Origin of the sequence: Planococcus salinarum (assembly GCF_007004625.1) — a bacterium.
GTDB lineage: Bacteria > Bacillota > Bacilli > Bacillales_A > Planococcaceae > Planococcus > Planococcus salinarum.
In genome coordinates this window covers 1-17,427 of sequence record NZ_VIFV01000031.1, presented here as the reverse complement: position 1 = coordinate 17,427, position 17,427 = coordinate 1, and the positions used below count along the sequence as shown (strand labels likewise).

General features: G+C 44.8%; 21 protein-coding genes and 1 pseudogene. All 22 read right to left on the bottom strand.

Going from position 1 to position 17,427, the window contains the following annotated elements:
* Positions 1-4: 4 nt before the first annotated feature.
* Entirely contained in the window at positions 5-268 is a 264-nt protein-coding gene (rpsQ, locus tag DIJ65_RS13980) for a 30S ribosomal protein S17 (RefSeq protein WP_071152054.1), read from the bottom strand.
* A 24-nt stretch (positions 269-292) separates the two neighbouring features.
* Positions 293-493, bottom strand: a complete 201-nt coding sequence (gene rpmC, locus DIJ65_RS13975; protein WP_071152055.1) for a 50S ribosomal protein L29 — start codon at positions 491-493, stop codon at positions 293-295.
* A complete protein-coding gene (rplP, locus tag DIJ65_RS13970; protein WP_071152056.1) occupies positions 483-917 on the bottom strand; it encodes a 50S ribosomal protein L16 in 435 nt (144 codons plus the stop codon). The genes rpmC and rplP overlap by 11 nt, the downstream gene beginning before the upstream one ends.
* A 1-nt stretch (position 918) precedes the next feature.
* Positions 919-1,575, bottom strand: coding sequence for a 30S ribosomal protein S3 (gene rpsC, locus DIJ65_RS13965; RefSeq protein WP_071152057.1), 657 nt, complete (start codon positions 1,573-1,575; stop codon positions 919-921).
* 3 nt (positions 1,576-1,578) lie between these two features.
* Positions 1,579-1,920 (bottom strand): 50S ribosomal protein L22, encoded by a 342-nt coding sequence (gene rplV / locus DIJ65_RS13960; RefSeq protein ID WP_071152058.1) that lies wholly within the window; start codon positions 1,918-1,920, stop codon positions 1,579-1,581.
* A 19-nt stretch (positions 1,921-1,939) separates the two neighbouring features.
* Positions 1,940-2,218 (bottom strand): 30S ribosomal protein S19, encoded by a 279-nt coding sequence (gene rpsS / locus DIJ65_RS13955; protein ID WP_071152059.1) that lies wholly within the window; start codon positions 2,216-2,218, stop codon positions 1,940-1,942.
* A gap of 60 nt (positions 2,219-2,278) precedes the next feature.
* Complete coding sequence (gene rplB, locus DIJ65_RS13950; protein ID WP_071152060.1) at positions 2,279-3,109, bottom strand: 50S ribosomal protein L2; 831 nt, start codon at positions 3,107-3,109, stop codon at positions 2,279-2,281.
* 46 nt (positions 3,110-3,155) lie between these two features.
* On the bottom strand, positions 3,156-3,440 hold the full coding sequence (gene rplW, locus DIJ65_RS13945) for a 50S ribosomal protein L23 (protein ID WP_071152061.1): 285 nt from the start codon (positions 3,438-3,440) through the stop codon (positions 3,156-3,158).
* On the bottom strand, positions 3,440-4,063 hold the full coding sequence (gene rplD / locus DIJ65_RS13940; protein WP_071152062.1) for a 50S ribosomal protein L4: 624 nt from the start codon (positions 4,061-4,063) through the stop codon (positions 3,440-3,442). The genes rplW and rplD overlap by 1 nt, the downstream gene beginning before the upstream one ends.
* Before the next feature lie 29 nt (positions 4,064-4,092).
* A complete protein-coding gene (rplC, locus tag DIJ65_RS13935) occupies positions 4,093-4,722 on the bottom strand; it encodes a 50S ribosomal protein L3 (RefSeq protein WP_071152063.1) in 630 nt (209 codons plus the stop codon).
* A gap of 47 nt (positions 4,723-4,769) precedes the next feature.
* Positions 4,770-5,078 carry a 30S ribosomal protein S10 gene (rpsJ, locus tag DIJ65_RS13930; RefSeq protein ID WP_071152064.1) on the bottom strand — a complete coding sequence of 103 codons (309 nt, stop codon included), beginning with the start codon at positions 5,076-5,078 and terminating at the stop codon, positions 4,770-4,772.
* 254 nt (positions 5,079-5,332) lie between these two features.
* The gene (locus DIJ65_RS13925; RefSeq protein ID WP_071152065.1) at positions 5,333-6,655 is read right to left on the bottom strand and encodes a Na+/H+ antiporter family protein; all 1,323 of its coding nucleotides are present in this window, start codon (positions 6,653-6,655) and stop codon (positions 5,333-5,335) included.
* A gap of 172 nt (positions 6,656-6,827) precedes the next feature.
* Positions 6,828-7,772 carry a threonine/serine dehydratase family protein gene (locus DIJ65_RS13920; protein ID WP_117303253.1) on the bottom strand — a complete coding sequence of 315 codons (945 nt, stop codon included), beginning with the start codon at positions 7,770-7,772 and terminating at the stop codon, positions 6,828-6,830.
* Between the two features lie 78 nt (positions 7,773-7,850).
* Positions 7,851-8,438 (bottom strand): 3-isopropylmalate dehydratase small subunit, encoded by a 588-nt coding sequence (gene leuD, locus DIJ65_RS13915; protein ID WP_117303251.1) that lies wholly within the window; start codon positions 8,436-8,438, stop codon positions 7,851-7,853.
* 25 nt (positions 8,439-8,463) lie between these two features.
* Positions 8,464-9,882: a 3-isopropylmalate dehydratase large subunit gene (gene leuC / locus DIJ65_RS13910; RefSeq protein WP_117303250.1), complete on the bottom strand. Its 1,419-nt coding sequence runs from the start codon at positions 9,880-9,882 to the stop codon at positions 8,464-8,466.
* An 18-nt stretch (positions 9,883-9,900) separates the two neighbouring features.
* Positions 9,901-11,001 carry a 3-isopropylmalate dehydrogenase gene (gene leuB, locus DIJ65_RS13905; protein ID WP_117303248.1) on the bottom strand — a complete coding sequence of 367 codons (1,101 nt, stop codon included), beginning with the start codon at positions 10,999-11,001 and terminating at the stop codon, positions 9,901-9,903.
* Between the two features lie 31 nt (positions 11,002-11,032).
* On the bottom strand, positions 11,033-12,574 hold the full coding sequence (locus DIJ65_RS13900; protein ID WP_117303246.1) for a 2-isopropylmalate synthase: 1,542 nt from the start codon (positions 12,572-12,574) through the stop codon (positions 11,033-11,035).
* Positions 12,561-13,595 (bottom strand): ketol-acid reductoisomerase, encoded by a 1,035-nt coding sequence (gene ilvC / locus DIJ65_RS13895; RefSeq protein ID WP_117303244.1) that lies wholly within the window; start codon positions 13,593-13,595, stop codon positions 12,561-12,563. The genes DIJ65_RS13900 and ilvC overlap by 14 nt, the downstream gene beginning before the upstream one ends.
* Positions 13,596-13,623: 28 nt before the next feature.
* Positions 13,624-14,136, bottom strand: coding sequence for an acetolactate synthase small subunit (gene ilvN / locus DIJ65_RS13890; protein ID WP_117303242.1), 513 nt, complete (start codon positions 14,134-14,136; stop codon positions 13,624-13,626).
* Positions 14,133-15,860 carry a biosynthetic-type acetolactate synthase large subunit gene (gene ilvB, locus DIJ65_RS13885; RefSeq protein ID WP_117303240.1) on the bottom strand — a complete coding sequence of 576 codons (1,728 nt, stop codon included), beginning with the start codon at positions 15,858-15,860 and terminating at the stop codon, positions 14,133-14,135. The genes ilvN and ilvB overlap by 4 nt, the downstream gene beginning before the upstream one ends.
* 343 nt (positions 15,861-16,203) lie before the next feature.
* Entirely contained in the window at positions 16,204-17,103 is a 900-nt protein-coding gene (gene ilvE / locus DIJ65_RS13880) for a branched-chain-amino-acid transaminase (RefSeq protein WP_117303238.1), read from the bottom strand.
* A gap of 208 nt (positions 17,104-17,311) precedes the next feature.
* Positions 17,312-17,427, bottom strand: a pseudogene (locus DIJ65_RS13875) (IS30 family transposase); the annotation flags it as partial.

Sequence of the window (17,427 nt, the reverse complement as noted above, 5' to 3'; positions counted from 1 at the left end):
TAAATTAGATGATAACCGCTTTTTCTACAACTTCCATCAAACGGAAGCGTTTTGTAGCTGATAGCGGGCGAGTTTCCATGATGCTGACAACGTCGCCAATTTTAGCTTCGTTTTGCTCATCATGAGCCTTATATTTCTTCGAGTATTTTACACGTTTGCCGTAAAATGCATGCTTCTTTTGAGTTTCTACCATTACTGTAATGGTTTTGTCCATTTTGTCAGACACAACACGGCCTGTGTATACTTTGCGTTGATTACGCTCAGTCATACTAGCAAACCTCCTCTCGATTTATCACTTGTTTCCACTGAGTACTCTTTCATGAATCACAGTTTTCATACGGGCAATCGCTTTACGTACTTCGCGGATGCGAGCAGTATTTTCTAATTGACCAGTAGCCAATTGGAAGCGAAGGTTGAAAAGCTCTTCTTTCAGTGATTTCACTTTTTGTTCGATTTCAGCAGTGGTTAGGTCACGGATTTCATTAGCTTTCATTCGATTCACCACCAATTTCTTCACGTTTTATGAACTTGGTTTTAACCGGAAGCTTGTGAGATGCAAGGCGCAATGCTTCGCGTGCCACTTCTTCAGATACCCCACCTAGTTCAAACATTATTTTACCAGTTTTTACTACAGCTACCCAGCCTTCAGGTGAACCTTTACCAGAACCCATACGAACCTCAAGAGGCTTTTTCGTGTATGGTTTATGCGGGAAAATTTTGATCCATACTTTACCGCCACGTTTCATGTAACGTGTCATTGCGATACGGGCAGCTTCGATTTGGCGGTTAGTGATCCAAGATGACTCTAGTGCTTGGAGACCGTATTCGCCGAATGCGATTTCTTTGCCGCCTTTAGCTTCACCGCGCATCTTGCCTCGGTGTTCACGACGATATTTAACGCGTTTAGGCAATAACATATTATTTGCCTCCTTCCTCAGATTTCTTCTTAGTTGGAAGGACTTCACCGCGGTAGATCCATACTTTTACGCCAAGTTTGCCGTAAGTTGTGTCAGCTTCAGCATGTGCATAATCGATATCGGCACGAAGCGTATGGAGCGGAACAGTACCTTCACTGTAGTGTTCAGCACGCGCAATGTCAGCGCCGCCTAGACGTCCAGATACTTGAGTTTTGATCCCTTTAGCGCCAGAACGCATAGTGCGCTGGATTGCCTGTTTTTGTGCACGACGGAAAGACACACGGTTTTCCAATTGACGTGCAACACTTTCAGCAACTAGTCTCGCATCAAGGTCAGCTCTTTTGATTTCAATGATGTTGATGTGTACACGCTTGCCAGTCATCGTATTAAGCTGCTTGCGAAGTACTTCTACTTCAGAACCACCTTTACCAATAACCATTCCTGGTTTCGCAGTGTGAATTGTTACATTTACACGATTTGCAGCGCGTTCAATTTCGATTTTGGAAACTGAAGCTTCTTTCAAACGTGCTTCGATATATTCACGGATTTTAATATCTTCGTGAAGAAGTGTCGCATAGTCTTTCTCAGCGTACCATTTTGACTCCCAGTCACGAATGATGCCGATACGCATTCCTATTGGATGTATTTTTTGTCCCACGAATTATCCCTCCTTCTTCTCAGATACCACTAATGTGATGTGGCTAGTGCGTTTGTTGATTGCGCTTGCGCGTCCCATTGCTCGTGGACGGAAACGTTTCAATGTTGGACCTTCGTCAACGAATACTTCACTGACAACCAGGTTGTTCAGATCCATTTCGTAATTGTGTTCAGCGTTAGCTGCTGCAGATTTTAACAACTTTTCAACAACAATCGATGATGATTTTTGAGTGTGTTGTAAAATCGCAACGGCTTCGCCAATTTGCTTGCCTCGGATTAAATCTACTACTAAACGGACTTTACGAGGAGCAATACGTACTGTTCTAGCGACAGCTTTTGCTTGCATGGGGAAATCCTCCTCTCAATTAACGTCTTGTTTTCTTGTCGTCTGCGCCATGACTAGCGTATTTGCGTGTTGGAGCAAATTCTCCTAGTTTATGGCCGACCATATCTTCAGTTACGTATACAGGGATGTGCTTACGGCCGTCGTATACTGCAATTGTCTGTCCGATGAATGTCGGGAAAATTGTAGAACGGCGAGACCATGTTTTGATCACTTGTTTTTTCTCAGAATCCTTTTGTGCTTCAACTTTCTTCATAAGATGATCATCAGCAAAAGGTCCTTTTTTCAAGCTGCGGCCCATTGGGGATCCTCCCTTCGTGATTGCACCACGGTTCTTTCATTGAACCGCAGTGTAATCAAATTATTTTTTACTGCGACGAACGATGAATTTATCAGATCTATTCGTTTTCTTGCGTGTTTTGTATCCAAGAGTCGGTTTGCCCCATGGAGACATTGGTGATTTACGTCCGATTGGCGAGCGTCCTTCACCACCACCGTGTGGGTGATCGTTAGGGTTCATTACAGATCCGCGGACAGTTGGGCGATTGCCCTTCCAACGGTTACGTCCTGCTTTACCAATGTTAATCAATTCGTGCTGTTCATTTCCTACTGCACCGATAGTTGCGCGGCAAGTAGCAAGGATCAAACGAACTTCGCCTGATTGCAAACGAACTGTTACGTATTTGCCTTCTTTACCCAGAACCTGAGCTGAAGTTCCTGCAGAACGAACTAATTGTCCGCCTCCACCTGGTTTCATTTCAATGTTATGGATTGTAGAACCCATCGGGATGCTTGATAATGCCATAGCATTACCTGGTTTGAAATCCGCTTCAGGGCCTGACATGATTTGCGTTCCAACGACTACTCCTTTAGGAGCAAGGATGTAACGTTTTTCTCCATCTACGTAATGAATCAACGCAATGTTTGCAGAACGGTTCGGATCGTACTCGATTGTAGCAACGCGTCCTGGAATGCCATCTTTGTTACGTTTGAAATCGATGACACGATATTGGCGCTTATGTCCACCACCGTGATGGCGTACAGTAATTTTACCTTGGTTGTTACGGCCGCCTTTACGCTTTACTGGTGCTAAAAGCGATTTTTCAGGCTTGTTCGTAGTGATTTCAGCGAAATCCGAACTAGTCATGTTACGACGACCGTTAGTGGTAGGTTTATATTTTCTAATCCCCACGTTGTTTCCCTCCTTCTTTGATTAGTTCCTATCAGAACTTAGTGAATTAAATTTCGAACAACTCAATTTCTTTTGAGTCAGCAGTCAATTTCACAATCGCTTTACGGCGTTTGTTCGTGTAGCCTGCGTGTTTACCCATGCGCTTGAATTTCCCTTTGTAGTTCATGATGTTGACTTTCTCAACTTTCACTCCAAAGATTTCTTGAACCGCTTGTTTTACTTGTGTTTTGTTTGCGCGAGTGTCCACTTCAAAAGTGTACTTCTTATCTGCCATTACTTCAGAAGAACGCTCAGTAATGACCGGACGCTTTAAAATATCACGTGCTTCCATTAACTAAGCACCTCCTCAATTTTTTCGATTGCAGCTTTCGTCATTACAACTTTATCATGTCCAAGAAGATCAAGAACATTGATGCCGGTTGCTGCGATTACTGTCATTCCTTGAATGTTGCGTGCAGACAATGCTAAATTCTCATTTACATCAGCTGTTACGAACAATACTTTTTTGCCCAATGAAAGATCAGTCACTAATTGAGTGAAGTTCTTTGTTTTTGGTGCATCAAAAGCCAAGCCTTCAAGTACCATCAGGTTTTCGCTTACTACTGTTGAAGACAAAGCAGAGCGCATTGCTAAACGACGGACTTTCTTAGGCAATTTATAGCTGTAGCTGCGTGGTGTTGGTCCGAAGACAACTCCACCTCCACGCCATTGTGGTGAACGGATCGAACCTTGACGGGCACGTCCAGTCCCTTTTTGGCGCCATGGCTTTTTACCACCACCGGCTACTTCAGAGCGGTTTTTTACTTTATGGTTACCTTGACGAAGCGAAGCGCGTTGAGCGATTACAGCGTCAAATAATACTGATTCATTTGGTTCGATGCCGAATACATAATCGTTCAATTCGATATCTCCAACCTGTGAACCTGTTTGATTTAATAAAGCTACTTTAGGCATTCCTGTTTCCTCCTTTCTTCAAAAAATAATTATTTAGCTTTGATTGCTGTTTTAACGCGAATCAATGCTTTGCGAGATCCAGGAACATTACCTTTAATAAGAAGCAAGTTACGTTCAGCATCAACTTTCACAATGTGAAGGTTTTGAATCGTAATTGTTGCGCCACCCATTTGACCAGGTAATTTCTTCTGTTTAAATACGCGGTTAGGAGCAGTGGCTCCCATTGAACCAGGACGACGGTGGTAGCGTGAACCGTGAGTCATTGGTCCGCGTGATTGTCCGTGGCGTTTAATAACACCCTGGAAACCTTTACCTTTTGTTGTTCCTGTTACATCTACTACATCGCCTTCTGCGAATACATCAACTTTGACTTCCTGACCAATCTCGTAATCAGCTAAGTTTACATTGCGAAGTTCGCGAATGAAGCGCTTAGGAGCAGTGTTAGCTTTTGCGACGTGTCCTTTAGAAGGTTTGTTTGAAAGCTTTTCGCGCTTGTCTTCAAAACCTAGTTGGACTGCTTCATAGCCGTCAACCTCAACTGATTTTTTCTGAAGCACTACGTTTGGAGATGCCTCAATTACAGTTACAGGGATTAAATCACCGTTCTCAGCAAAAACTTGCGTCATACCGATTTTTCTACCTAAGATTCCTTTGGTCATTTGTCACACCTCCTGCAAATTTTTGTGTTTTCTATTTCGTTTACCGATTAAAGTTTAATTTCAATGTCAACGCCGGATGGTAAATCCAATTTCATCAATGCATCTACAGTTTGTGGTGTAGGATTGACGATATCGATCAGACGTTTATGTGTACGCATTTCAAATTGCTCACGAGCATCTTTATAGATGTGGACTGAACGCAAGATCGTGTAGACAGATCTTTCAGTCGGCAACGGGATTGGCCCCGAAACACTTGCACCTGAACGTTTTGCAGTTTCTACAATTTTCTCGGCAGACTGATCAAGGATTCTGTGATCATATGCTTTTAAACGGATACGAATTTTTTGTTTTGCCATTATTTTCCCTCCTTTTCGCCTATTTTTGATAGACATTCTCCACGAAAATTTTCCAATCACTCGCCATGGCAAAGCGGCCGGGTGTATCGGTAACCTCTCGCTTCATCGCAGTCAAAGACCAACATTCACCATTATACAAAATAAAAAAGAACTTCGCAAGTGTTTCCACGAAATTCTTTTCAATTCGCTCCTATTAGTATAGCAGGATTTATTTTATATTCAACTCATCCGGAAATAGTCCGAACATTCTTGGCTTATCCCAGCAACATCACAGCAATCCAGCCGAAAATCACCAGGGGAATATTGTAGTGGAGAAAGGTTGGGACCACCGTATCCCAGATGTGATTATGCTGTCCGTCCACATTCAGGCCGGCTGTCGGCCCCAATGTTGAATCGGAAGCGGGCGAGCCTGCATCCCCCAGCGCTCCTGCTGTACCGATCAACGCGATGATCGCCATTGTTGAAAATCCGAATTCCACACTGAGTGGAACAAAAATTGCGGCTATGATCGGAATCGTCGCAAATGAAGATCCGATTCCCATCGTTACAAACAATCCGACTATCAGCATCATCAGTGCAGCCACACCTTTATTGCCCGCAAATAATTCAGAGACGCTGTTCACCAGCGGTTCCACAGCTCCTGTCGCCTGGATGACAGATGCGAATCCATTCGCAGTGATCATAACGAATCCGATGAAAGCCATCATGCGCATCCCTGCTGTCAGTATATCATCAGCAGCCCGCCACTTCATGGCACCGAAAATGTAAAGCATCACAATTCCGGCAAGCGCTCCAATAATCATCGAATCTGTTTCAATCTGTGCATACAGCGCTGCAATAAGAGCAAGGATTGTAACAACGATATCCTTTTTTGAAGCTACCTTTTTTTGAGTTTCTTCTATAGTAGTGGTTACTTCTTTATATTCCCGTGGTTTCCGATAAGAAATAAACACGGCAATTATAAGACCGAGTACCAAACCAGCCACAGGCAGCGCCATTGCTTTTGGAATATCGGCCATGTCGATTGCTAATCCCGCCAGTTCCATCTGAGTTGCTAATATTTCATGGAATATCAATCCAAAGCCATAAGGCAGCAATATATAAGGCGCTGTTAAACCGAAAGTCAGGACCGCAGCGATCAAACGACGGTCAATCTTCAGTTCATTCATAACGTAAAGAATAGGTGGCACCAACAACGGGATGAAAGCGATATGGATTGGTATCAGGTTTTGAGAAAATATTGCCATCGCAAGCAGAGCTAAAATAATCAAAGCTTTAGCCAAGTTCTCTCTCGTCGCTTCTCCGTCTTTATTAACTACCTTTAATACGCCCTGCACCAGCAACTCTGGTATGCCCGTCCGGGAGATTGCCACCGCAAAACCTCCGAGCATTGCATAGCTGAGCGCAATAGTGGCTCCATTACCCAATCCATCTGTGAATGAGGAAAGGGTATCAGCGAATGACAGGCCACCTGCAATACCGCCGGCTAGAGCACCAATCAGTAATGCAAAAACAACATTGACTCTTAATAGACTTAAAACAAGCATGACCAATACGGCCAGAATAACTGCATTCATATCATTTGTCTCCTTTAGTATGCTAAAGCGTTAAAGTACTTTTCAAAATTACCAAATTGAGAAATGGTTGTCAATCACTTAAGCAGGTATCTATAAAACACGAAAAAATCTGATAATCATGGGCAAAATAAAAACCCCTCCGCTCTTCAGCAAAGGAGTTCCACTTATTATGTTAATAGGAACTGGCGACATTCATACCAGTGGCAATCTTGCTGCATGCTTCGAGTTTTCCAATATCAAAATTGCCACCACTGACAATGATGCCCGTGTGAGCAGATTCAACAGGCAAATGATGATGAAGCACCGCGGCTACTGCCGCAGCCCCCGCTCCTTCGACAAGCATTTTTTCCCGTTCGAGCATAAACAGTATCGCAGAGGCGATTTCCTGCTCACTAACGGTGATTATATCATCAACATACTCTTGAATTATTGTTGTTGTCAGCTTGCCGGGCTCTTTCACTTTAATGCCTTCTGCCATAGTAGTCAGGAATGGTAAATCAGTGCTGTTGGTACCGTGAAAAATGGAGGCTATAGCAGAAGCGGATGCAGCTTGCACACCAATTACCCGCACGGACGGACGAATCGCTTTGACAGCAAGGGCTGTACCAGCGAGCAACCCTCCTCCCCCGGCCGGCACAACGATGGTATCAAGGTTCGGACATTGTTGCAGCATCTCCATTGCCACGGTGGCCTGGCCTTCAATAATGGCAAGGTCATCAAACGGATGGACAAAAGCCGCCCCTGTCATCAGCTGCTCTTTTTTTGCTGCAGCATAAGCTTCATCAAAACTCTTCCCCACAAGGCGGACTTCCGCTCCATATTCCCTTGTCGCCCTCACTTTCGATTCCGGCGTATTTTCTGGCATGAATACCATTACCGGCACGCCTTTTTCCCTGCCAGCCATCGCTACACCCTGTGCATGATTACCGGCAGAGGCGCAGATGATGCCTCTTTCACACTCGGCTTCTGTCAATTGGCTGATTTTATTGAAAGCGCCTCGGACTTTAAACGAACCGGTTTTCTGCAAGTTTTCCAACTTCAATGAAACTTCAATGCCTGTAAGGCAATTCAGTGTATGCGATTGCTTGCAAGGTGTGCGGTGGACAATCGGTGCCAATTTCTCGAATGCATTGAATAAACCTACTGCATCGTATGAATTCCCAACAAAATCATCTCCTATTTTAATAATGACGTTTTACACAAACTGCTTTTCTTCATAGGCTGCAATCTGCGATTCATACTGAAACGTCAGCGCAATCTCGTCCCATCCTTTTAAGAGCATCTCTTTCCAGTAAGGATCAATCGTAAAACTGTACTGGCTCCCGTCTTCACCAACTACTGTCTGTTCTTCCAAGTTGATATCCAGCCGGTACGGGTTTTGCTGACCTTTATGAATTAGTTCATCCACTTCCTGGTGTGCCAACTGTATCGGTAATATACCATTTTTAACACAGTTATTATAAAAAATATCCGCATAGCTCGGCGCAATTACGACATTGAAGCCGTAGTCCTGAATTGCCCAAGGAGCATGTTCACGCGAAGAGCCGCAGCCAAAGTTTTCTTGAGCCACTAAAATTTCCGACTCTGTGTAGCGTGGATCATTCAGAACAAAGTCCTCTTTTGGCGTGCCATCTTTATTAAACCGCCAATGATGAAATAAGTATTTTCCGAAGCCGGTACGTTCAATACGCTTCAGGAATTCTTTCGAAATAATTTGATCGGTGTCTACATTTTTTCGGTCCAAAGGAGTCAGGACGCTGGTGGTTTTATTGATCGGTTTCATTAACAAGCCTCCTCATTCAGTAAATTCACGCTGTAGGAACAGCTTCTTTCATAAATGTCCGGACATCCGTCAAATGCCCTTCAATAGCTGCTGCCGCTGCCATTACCGGACTGACAAGATGCGTCATCGAACCTGCTCCTTGGCGGCCTTCGAAATTCCGATTTGAAGTCGAAGCACAGCGTTCTCCTGCAGGGACGGCATCTTCGTTCATCGCCAGACACATACTGCATCCTGTCTCCCGCCATTCGAATCCGGCTTCCAGGAAGATTTTATCCAAGCCTTCCGCTTCCGCCGCCCGTTTGACCGTCTCTGAGCCCGGCACGACAATCGCCGTTACCGAAGGATGCACTTTTTTACCTTCGACGATCGTACTTGCTGCCCGCAAATCACCAAGCCGCGCATTTGTGCAGGATCCGATAAAGACATGTTGGATTTCAATAGAAGAAAGTGGCACCCCCTCTTCCAGCTCCATATAGTCAAGTGCCTGCTGAAGGGCATCGCGGTCGGCCTGTTTTTCATAGCTTTTTGCATACGGCACGTGCTCTGCGATTCCGGAGCCCATTGATGGATTCGTTCCCCAAGTTACGAAAGGTGAAATCTCAAGCGCATGAATTGATAAGGAAGCATCGTATTTTGCACCTTCGTCTGATGCAAGTGACAGCCACCGTTCCGCTTCCTGTTCAAAAGCTTCTCCTTCCGGCACATGGCGGCGGCCTCTCAAATATTCGACAGTTGTTTTATCTGGACTTATCAGACCGGCTCGTGCTCCCGCTTCGATCGACATATTACAGATGGTCATCCGCTCTTCCATTGTCAGCTGCCGGATCGCCTCTCCTGTATATTCAATAATGTGGCCTGTTCCCATATCGACACCGAATTTCGAGATGATAGCCAGAATCACATCTTTCGAAGATACTCCGAAGCCCAGATCACCGTCAATTCGTATTTCCATTGTTTTTGGTTTTGATTGCCATAGAGTCTGGGTCGATAACACGTGTTCCACTTCACTTGTACCGATGCCGAATGCCAAAGCACCGAATGCACCGTGAGTGGAGGTATGACTGTCTCCGCAGACAATTGTTTTACCCGGTTGCGTCAAGCCCAGTTCCGGTCCAATGACATGGACAATTCCTTGGTCTGGGTGGTTGATTCCCGCAAGCGGCACACCAAATTCATCACAGTTTTCCTGTAAGGTTTCAATTTGTTTCCGCGAAATGGGATCTGTAATCGTTTCACGGTTTCGTGTCGGAACGTTGTGATCCATGGTTGCGAAGCAAAGATCCGGCCGGCGAACTTTGCGTCCGTTCAACCGAAGCCCTTCAAACGCTTGCGGGGATGTCACCTCATGCAATAAATGAAGGTCGATATACAGCAAATCCGGCTTCCCTTGCTCTTCGAAGACGATATGCTGTTCCCAAATCTTCTCTATAATTGTTTTTGCCATGCGAATTGCTCCCTTCACTTACACATAAGAATACATGATGTGTTCTGATACAAATTCTCTTTCCAGCTCTTCCACAACTTTCGTTACGAATCGATTGGTTGAAACCACGCGTTTCCCTTCTCCGGCCAGATCACTTGTGCAATAGCCATCTTCCAGGACGCTCATTACTGCTTGTTCAATAGCTGCAGCTTCCGTATGAAGATCGAATGAATGCTTAAGCATCATGGCAGCTGACAAGATGGCAGCAGATGGATTCGCTTTGTTTTGTCCTGCGATATCCGGGGCAGAGCCGTGCACGGGCTCGTAAAGGCCAAAACCGTCTGAACGGATGCTTGCAGAAGGCAGCATGCCAAGCGAACCGGTGATGACTGAAGCTTCATCGCTCAGGATGTCGCCGAACATATTTTCCGTTACTATAACGTCGAAAGAACGTGGATCAGTAATTAGCTTCATTGCAGCTGAATCGACCAGCATATGCTCCACTTCAATATCCGGATACGCTTTTCTGCATTCTTCCACAACTTCACGCCATAGTTTACTGGTTTCCAGTACATTGGCTTTATCGACCGAAGTCACCTTGCCTTTACGTGTACGGGCGATTTCAAACGCTTGATTGACGATGCGTTCGACTTCCTCTCTCGTATAAACCAATGTATCCACTGCCGATTTTTCCGACCGGCGTTTCGGCTCTCCGAAATACAACCCGCTCGTTAATTCGCGGACGATGACCATATCCACTTCTTTCGCCACTTCTTCTTTCAAAGGAGAAGATCCAAGCAATGCCGGCACCGCTTTGACCGGGCGAATATTGGCGAACAAATCGAAATGCTTCCGGATGTTTAGAAGCCCTTTCTCCGGACGCAAGTGGCCAGGGTTGCTATCCCATTTCGTTCCCCCGACCGCACCGAGGAGAATCGCATCACTCGCGTCGCAAACTTCAATCGTTTGCTGAGGCAGCGGATTGTCAAATTGATCAACCGCCGTGCCCCCGATTGCTGCTTGCTTGAAATGAAAAGTATGTCCATAGCGCATTGCGATGGATTGAAGTACTTTAACCGCTGCATCTGTTACTTCTGGTCCGATTCCATCTCCTGGCAATACCGCGATTGTCTTTTCCATATTGTATTCCTCCTCGGTTGAGTTAATTTCTTTATCCTGCGACGACTTCCACTTCATGTCCTTTTTTAACAATTTGACGATTTACTGCATTCAGATAGGCTTTAGCCGTAGCTTCCAAAACGTCCTGTGCAACGTCCCTTCCTGTAATGGGCTCGCCATCATAGCTCATATTGATAACAGCTTCACCAAGTGCATCGCGGCCCTTGCCGATGGACGTTACGCGGTAATCCAGAATGTGCGCCTTCCCTTCCACAACACGTTCCAATGTATTGAAAATAGCTTCCACTGACCCTGCGCCAGTTGCCGCTTCACTTATCAGCTCACCGTTAGGATGATATACCGATGCTGTAGCCGTTGGAATATTGGCTGTCCCGTATTGGACCTGCACGCTCGCTAATTTGTAAATCGGTGTATCTTTTTCATTGATCTGCTGATCTGTCAGCAAAACGAATAAGTCATCTTCTACAATCTCTTTCTTGCTGTCTGCCAGTTTTTTAAATTCTATAAAAGCTTTATTCAATTTCTCATCATCTAAATCAAAGCCCATTTTAATCGCCCGGTCTTTGAAGGCATGTCTGCCTGAATGTTTGCCAAGCACTAATTCAGTCTTCGCATCTCCAATCAGTTCCGGTGTGATAATTTCATAAGTCAAAGGATTTTTTAGCATGCCATCCTGATGGATGCCGGATTCATGCGCAAAGGCATTTTTGCCGACTACCGCTTTATTCGGCTGAATGATGCTGCCTGTCAATTGGCTGACTAATTGGCTTGTACGTTTAATCTCCTTCAAGTTCATGCCTGTTTCGATGCCGTATACTTGTTTGCGAATATGCAAGGCTACCGCAATTTCTTCCAGCGCCACGTTTCCTGCACGTTCACCGATTCCATTAATCGTTCCTTCAATTTGAGTCGCTCCGTTTTCAATAGCGGCCAGTGTATTGGCTGTAGCCATTCCAAGGTCATTATGGCAATGAGCCGACAGCTTCACTCTTTCGATGCCTATAACGTTTTCTGAAATGTAATTAAACATTGCTCCATATTCATGGGGTGTCGCATAACCAACGGTATCCGGAAGATTAATTGTTGTAGCACCTGCTTCAATGACTTTACGGATAATATGAGCCAGGAATTCCGGATCCGAACGGGAAGCATCTTCCGCTGACCACTGGACCAGCGGGAAGAATTTCTTGGCATACCGGACAGATTCAACAGCTATATCCACCACTTGGTCTGGTGTTTTCATCAATTTATGCTCCATATGAATTGGTGAGGTTGCCAGAAAGATATGAATATGTGGTTGTTCTGCTCCTTTCAGAGCTTCCCATGTCCGGTCAATATCTCCTTTCACCGAGCGTGCCAGGCCGGTGACTATTGAATTTTTCACTGTTTCGCCGATACGTTTTACAGCATCGAAGTCTCCTGGTGAAGCAGCAGGAAAACCCGACTCAATGATTGTCACTCCAAGCCGTTCAAGCTGTTTGGCGATTTCAATTTTCTCAGCTGTATTCAAATTTATTCCCGCCGACTGTTCCCCGTCCCGTAGCGTTGTATCAAAAATGTCAATTTGAACCACTGGCGACCACCTCTTTCTCTTTCGCTTTTTTCCCTTCGTTGACGAACGGCATCATGGCACGAAGCTCACGGCCGACTTGTTCAATTTGGTGAGACTCTTCCGCTTTTTCAATTGCTGTAAATTCCGGACGGTTTAATTGATTTTCAAGCAACCAGCCTTTGGCGAATTTCCCCGTTTGGATATCCGTAAGAACATCTTTCATGCGGGCTTTCGTATCTGCATCAACAATGCGTGGCCCTGAAACAAAATCTCCCCATTGAGCAGTGTCGGAAATTGAGTAGCGCATTCCTGACAAGCCACCTTCATACATTAAGTCGACGATTAGTTTTAATTCGTGCATACATTCGAAATACGCAAGTTCCGGTTGGTATCCAGCTTCGACAAGTGTTTCGAACCCGGCTTTCACCAGTGAAGTTACACCCCCGCAAAGAACTGCCTGTTCTCCGAATAGATCCGTTTCTGTTTCTTCTTTGAATGTCGTTTCCAAAACGCCTGCACGAGTAGCTCCGATTCCTTTCGCATAAGCAAGCGCAACTTCCTTGGCTTGCCCCGAAACATTCTGGTGGATGGCGATCAATCCGGGAACTCCAGCACCGGCCTCATAGGTACGGCGTACAAGATGTCCCGGCCCTTTTGGAGCCACCAGGAACACATCCACATCTTCTGGTGCAACAATTTGGTTAAAGTGAACATTAAAGCCGTGTGCGAAAACAAGTGATTTACCGGCTGTTAATGAAGGTTTAATTTCTGCGTTGTAGATTTGCGTCTGTTTTTCATCCGGCACCAAGATCATGATTACGTCTGCCGCATCTGCCGCTTCTTTTACAGTAGCCACTTTCATGCCGTCATTTTTAGCTTGATCGAATGATTTGCCTGGACGTACTCCAACAATTACATTAAAGCCTGATTCCTTTAAGTTTTGTGCATGTGCATGGCCCTGAGAACCATAGCCGATCACCGCGATTGTCTTTCCTTTAAGTACCTGTTCGTTTACGTCTTGGTTATAATACATTTTTGCCATTTTTAATTTCCTCCTCGGGTTTGGTTTTTTATAGGATGTTCAATTGCGGTGTTTGCGCTTTTTGTGTTTCTCTGACAAAAGCGGATACCCCGGTTCGGGTCAGCTCTTTCACACCATAAGGCCTCATCAGGTCAATAAACGCTTCAATTTTTTCCGGGTCACCTGTCACTTGGAATGTTATTACATTTTTGCTCATATCGACGACTGTCGCCCGAAACGGTTCAACCATGCTGAAAATTTCGTTTCTGACTGCTGGAGACACAACTACTTTAACCAGTGCCAGCTCCCTCATCACCATCGCCTTATCGGTAATATCATTTACTTTGATTACATCAATTTGTTTTTGCAGTTGCTTCAACAATTGTTCCAACTTACCTTTATCTTCTACATTGACCATAAAAGTCATTTTCGAAATGCCGGGCTGCTCAGTGTGTCCAACCGAAATGCTTTCGATGTTGAACTGTCGTTTCATCAGCAATCCTGTCACGCGATTCAGCACTCCGCTTTGGTTGATCACCGTTGTTGTAATGACTCGCTTCATTCGCCTTTCACTCCGATCATTTCATTCAAGCCCTTGCCGGGTGCAACCATTGGATAAACAGATTCCAGCTGCAGCACCCGGCAATCGATCAACACTGGCTCGTCTGAATTAAATGCTGCTGCGAAAACCGCTTCTGCCTCTTCCATCGTTTCCACTTTATAGCCTTTGATGTCATAAGCTCCAGCCAACTTCACAAAATCAGGTTGAACAGGAATCAACGACTGCGAATAACGCCCTTCGTAGAATGTCTCTTGCCACTGCCTTACCATCCCTAAACTCTGATTGTTTAAGATGACCACCTTTACCGGAAGCCGCAGCTCCTGGAGCAAAGACAACTCCTGTAAGGTCATTTGAAAACCAGCATCTCCCACAATGGAGATGACCAGCTCTTCGGGTTTCGCCAATTGCGCACCAATAGCTGCAGGGAACCCAAAGCCCATTGTTCCCAGCCCCCCTGATGTCACCCAGTTATGCGGGTTGTTGAAGCGGTAATATTGAGCCGCCCACATCTGGTGCTGACCAACATCGGTTGTTATAACTGCATTGCCCTCAGTCAAGCGGTGAATCAACTCAACCGCTTGTTGTGGAAGAATGCCTTCGCGGCCTTTTACATGATACTGAAGTGGATATTCCATCTTATCTGCGGACAGCTTCGCTAACCAATCAGTGGTATCAGGACTTTCAAACGATTGATTCAGCAATTGAAGCAACGCTTCTTTGGCGTCTGCTACAATCGGAATTGCCGTCGGAACGTTTTTGCCGATTTCTGCTGGATCGATGTCGATATGAATCACTTGTGCATTTGGTGCAAAGTGAGCGAGATTCCCAGTCAATCGGTCATCAAAGCGGGCACCGATATTCAGGAGCACGTCACAATTACAAATTGCGGTATTTGCTGTATAGGTCCCGTGCATCCCGGCCATTCCAAGGAACAGTTCGTACTCGCCAGCAATGCTGCCTAATCCCAACAGTGTATTGGTGATTGGAATTTGGTGCTGTTCCGAAAAAGCTTTCAGCTCATCTGTACCTTTAGCAGCAAGTATTCCGGCTCCCGCTAAGATCAATGGCTTTTTCGCCTGTGATAACAGTTGGGCAGCTTTTTGAATCTGCAGGAAGTTTGGCTTGGTTGTTGGCTGATAACCCGGCAAATGAACTGCCTCTTCTTTTTTATTGGATGAGAATAATTCACTTGCAATGTTTTTCGGTATGTCGACCAGCACCGGTCCCGGCCGTCCTGTAGAGGCAATATAGAATGCCTCTTTTATGATTCTTGGCAAATCTGCCACTTTTTTCACTTGGTAATTATGTTTCGTAATCGGTTGTGTGATGCCGATGATATCCGCTTCCTGGAAAGCATCAGTTCCGATTACCGAAGTTGCCACCTGCCCTGTAAAGATGACCAGCGGCAAGGAATCCAGCATGGCATCTGCTATTCCCGTCACTAAGTTTGTCGCACCAGGACCGGAAGTAGCCAGCACAACCCCGGGTTTACCGGACACTCTTGCATATCCTTCTGCTGCATGGATAGCACCTTGCTCATGTCTGGCCAATATATGGCGTATTGGATTTTTGTGCAAGGCATCGTAAATTGGCAGCACCGCGCCTCCTGGATATCCAAAAATGATTTCTACACCTTGGCTTTTCAAAGATTGAATCAGTACGTCTGCACCACTGGCTGTTAGCTGCTGTTTAACTTCTTCTCTAACCTGTAAGTTTACTCCCAATCCTTCCGCCTCCTTTTCTCAGTCTCTGTTGGAATAAAACAAAAAAGCTTTTCCAGCCCTACACAAAGAAACACGTTCTTCGCATAGGGATGAAAAAGCTTCATGGTACCACCCTATTTCACTGCATAACCGCAGCCTCATGGACAAGCAATGCTTATCCGTTGTTAACGATGCCTTCTAACTTACAAGTCACCGGGACTACCTAAACAGCCGCAGCTTTTCAGCAATCCACTCAGAGGGGAGATGCAAATGGTTGTATTACCGGCTTCCAGCACTACCGGCTCTCTGAAAATACAAATTCCATTTACGTTGACCTCGTCATTGATTTAACTATTCTTTTGGACTACACAACATTTAACTGTTCGCTATAAACTTTCACTCCATCTTCTTCAACAAACTGCCTGAACGAAACAAGTAAATCATTTGTTACCGGACCAGGCTTTCCTTCCCCAATGACTCTGCCATCAACTTTAACCACCGCTATCACTTCTGCCGCCGTTCCAGTTAAAAAGACTTCATCAGCTACATACACATCGTGTCTTGTAAATACTCCTTCTTGTATGTCATAGCCTTTCTGTGCCGCTACTTCCATAATCGCATTTCGTGTTATGCCTTCCAAAGCACCGACATAGCCTGGTGGAGTTAGTAATTTATTTTTCTTAACGATGAAAATATTATCTGCTGAGCCCTCTGCAACATAACCTTGATCATTAAGCATAAGTGCTTCAGGAACACCGGCGAGATTCGCCTCTATTTTCACCAAAATATTGTTTAGGTAATTCAATGATTTTACTTTCGGACTTAAAACGTCTGAACGGCTTCTGCGGGTAGCTACTGAAACAATTTCAATTCCTGTCTCATACAGTGCTTTCGGAAATAAAGTTAAAGATTCTGCAATAATGATGACATTTGGCTTGGCACAACTCAAAGGATCTAAACCTAAGTTCCCGACTCCTCTTGAAACAACGAGCCTGATGTAAGCATCTTTTAAATGATTTTTTTGAAGGGTTTCAACCACCAGATTCGTCAACTCTTCAGAAGTATAGGGAATTTGCAGCATGATAGATTTTGCAGAATCGTAAAGCCGTTCCAAGTGTTCTTCCAAGCGAAATACGTTTCCGTTGTATGAACGGATTCCTTCAAATATTCCGTCGCCATATAAAAATCCGTGATCATAAACGGAAACCTTTGCATCTTCTTTATTAACAAATTCATCATTCATATAAATTACTTGTTGGCTCATGATGATCACTTCTTTCTGTGGAGTTTTGTTTTATTTTTCAGCGACTTTTAATCTTGAAAAGTAAATTGTTGCTATCATATCGCCTATCTTCACGGGAGTCAAACCCTTTTTTATAATCTTTAGTCTTTTTAGAATACTCTCATTTTATGAATCCGCTTCCAATGTTAATGTGCATAGGTTTAGTGCTATTTTAATTATTTTCCGTTTGTCAATATAAGCTAGACAAGTCCATTCCATTCAGGTGACTCAAAAATGCCTCCAGGGGTGTGCGGTAGTCCAGCGACTTCCTTGGAATGTTATTCCGCTTGTCAGCTACCGTGGAAA

What these genes read in the sequence shown, in the direction of transcription:
- rpsQ (WP_071152054.1), bottom strand. Translation starts at nt 268, where the DNA reads ATGACTGAGCGTAATCAACGCAAAGTATACACAGGCCGTGTTGTGTCT.
- rpmC (WP_071152055.1), bottom strand. Translation starts at nt 493, where the DNA reads ATGAAAGCTAATGAAATCCGTGACCTAACCACTGCTGAAATCGAACAA.
- rplP (WP_071152056.1), bottom strand. Translation starts at nt 917, where the DNA reads ATGTTATTGCCTAAACGCGTTAAATATCGTCGTGAACACCGAGGCAAG.
- rplV (WP_071152058.1), bottom strand. Translation starts at nt 1,920, where the DNA reads ATGCAAGCAAAAGCTGTCGCTAGAACAGTACGTATTGCTCCTCGTAAA.
- rpsS (WP_071152059.1), bottom strand. Translation starts at nt 2,218, where the DNA reads ATGGGCCGCAGCTTGAAAAAAGGACCTTTTGCTGATGATCATCTTATG.
- rplW (WP_071152061.1), bottom strand. Translation starts at nt 3,440, where the DNA reads ATGGAAGCACGTGATATTTTAAAGCGTCCGGTCATTACTGAGCGTTCT.
- rplD (WP_071152062.1), bottom strand. Translation starts at nt 4,063, where the DNA reads ATGCCTAAAGTAGCTTTATTAAATCAAACAGGTTCACAGGTTGGAGAT.
- rplC (WP_071152063.1), bottom strand. Translation starts at nt 4,722, where the DNA reads ATGACCAAAGGAATCTTAGGTAGAAAAATCGGTATGACGCAAGTTTTT.
- rpsJ (WP_071152064.1), bottom strand. Translation starts at nt 5,078, where the DNA reads ATGGCAAAACAAAAAATTCGTATCCGTTTAAAAGCATATGATCACAGA.
- DIJ65_RS13925 (WP_071152065.1), bottom strand. Translation starts at nt 6,655, where the DNA reads ATGAATGCAGTTATTCTGGCCGTATTGGTCATGCTTGTTTTAAGTCTA.
- leuD (WP_117303251.1), bottom strand. Translation starts at nt 8,438, where the DNA reads ATGAAACCGATCAATAAAACCACCAGCGTCCTGACTCCTTTGGACCGA.
- leuC (WP_117303250.1), bottom strand. Translation starts at nt 9,882, where the DNA reads ATGGCAAAAACAATTATAGAGAAGATTTGGGAACAGCATATCGTCTTC.
- leuB (WP_117303248.1), bottom strand. Translation starts at nt 11,001, where the DNA reads ATGGAAAAGACAATCGCGGTATTGCCAGGAGATGGAATCGGACCAGAA.
- ilvC (WP_117303244.1), bottom strand. Translation starts at nt 13,595, where the DNA reads ATGGCAAAAATGTATTATAACCAAGACGTAAACGAACAGGTACTTAAA.
- ilvN (WP_117303242.1), bottom strand. Translation starts at nt 14,136, where the DNA reads ATGAAGCGAGTCATTACAACAACGGTGATCAACCAAAGCGGAGTGCTG.
- ilvE (WP_117303238.1), bottom strand. Translation starts at nt 17,103, where the DNA reads ATGAGCCAACAAGTAATTTATATGAATGATGAATTTGTTAATAAAGAA.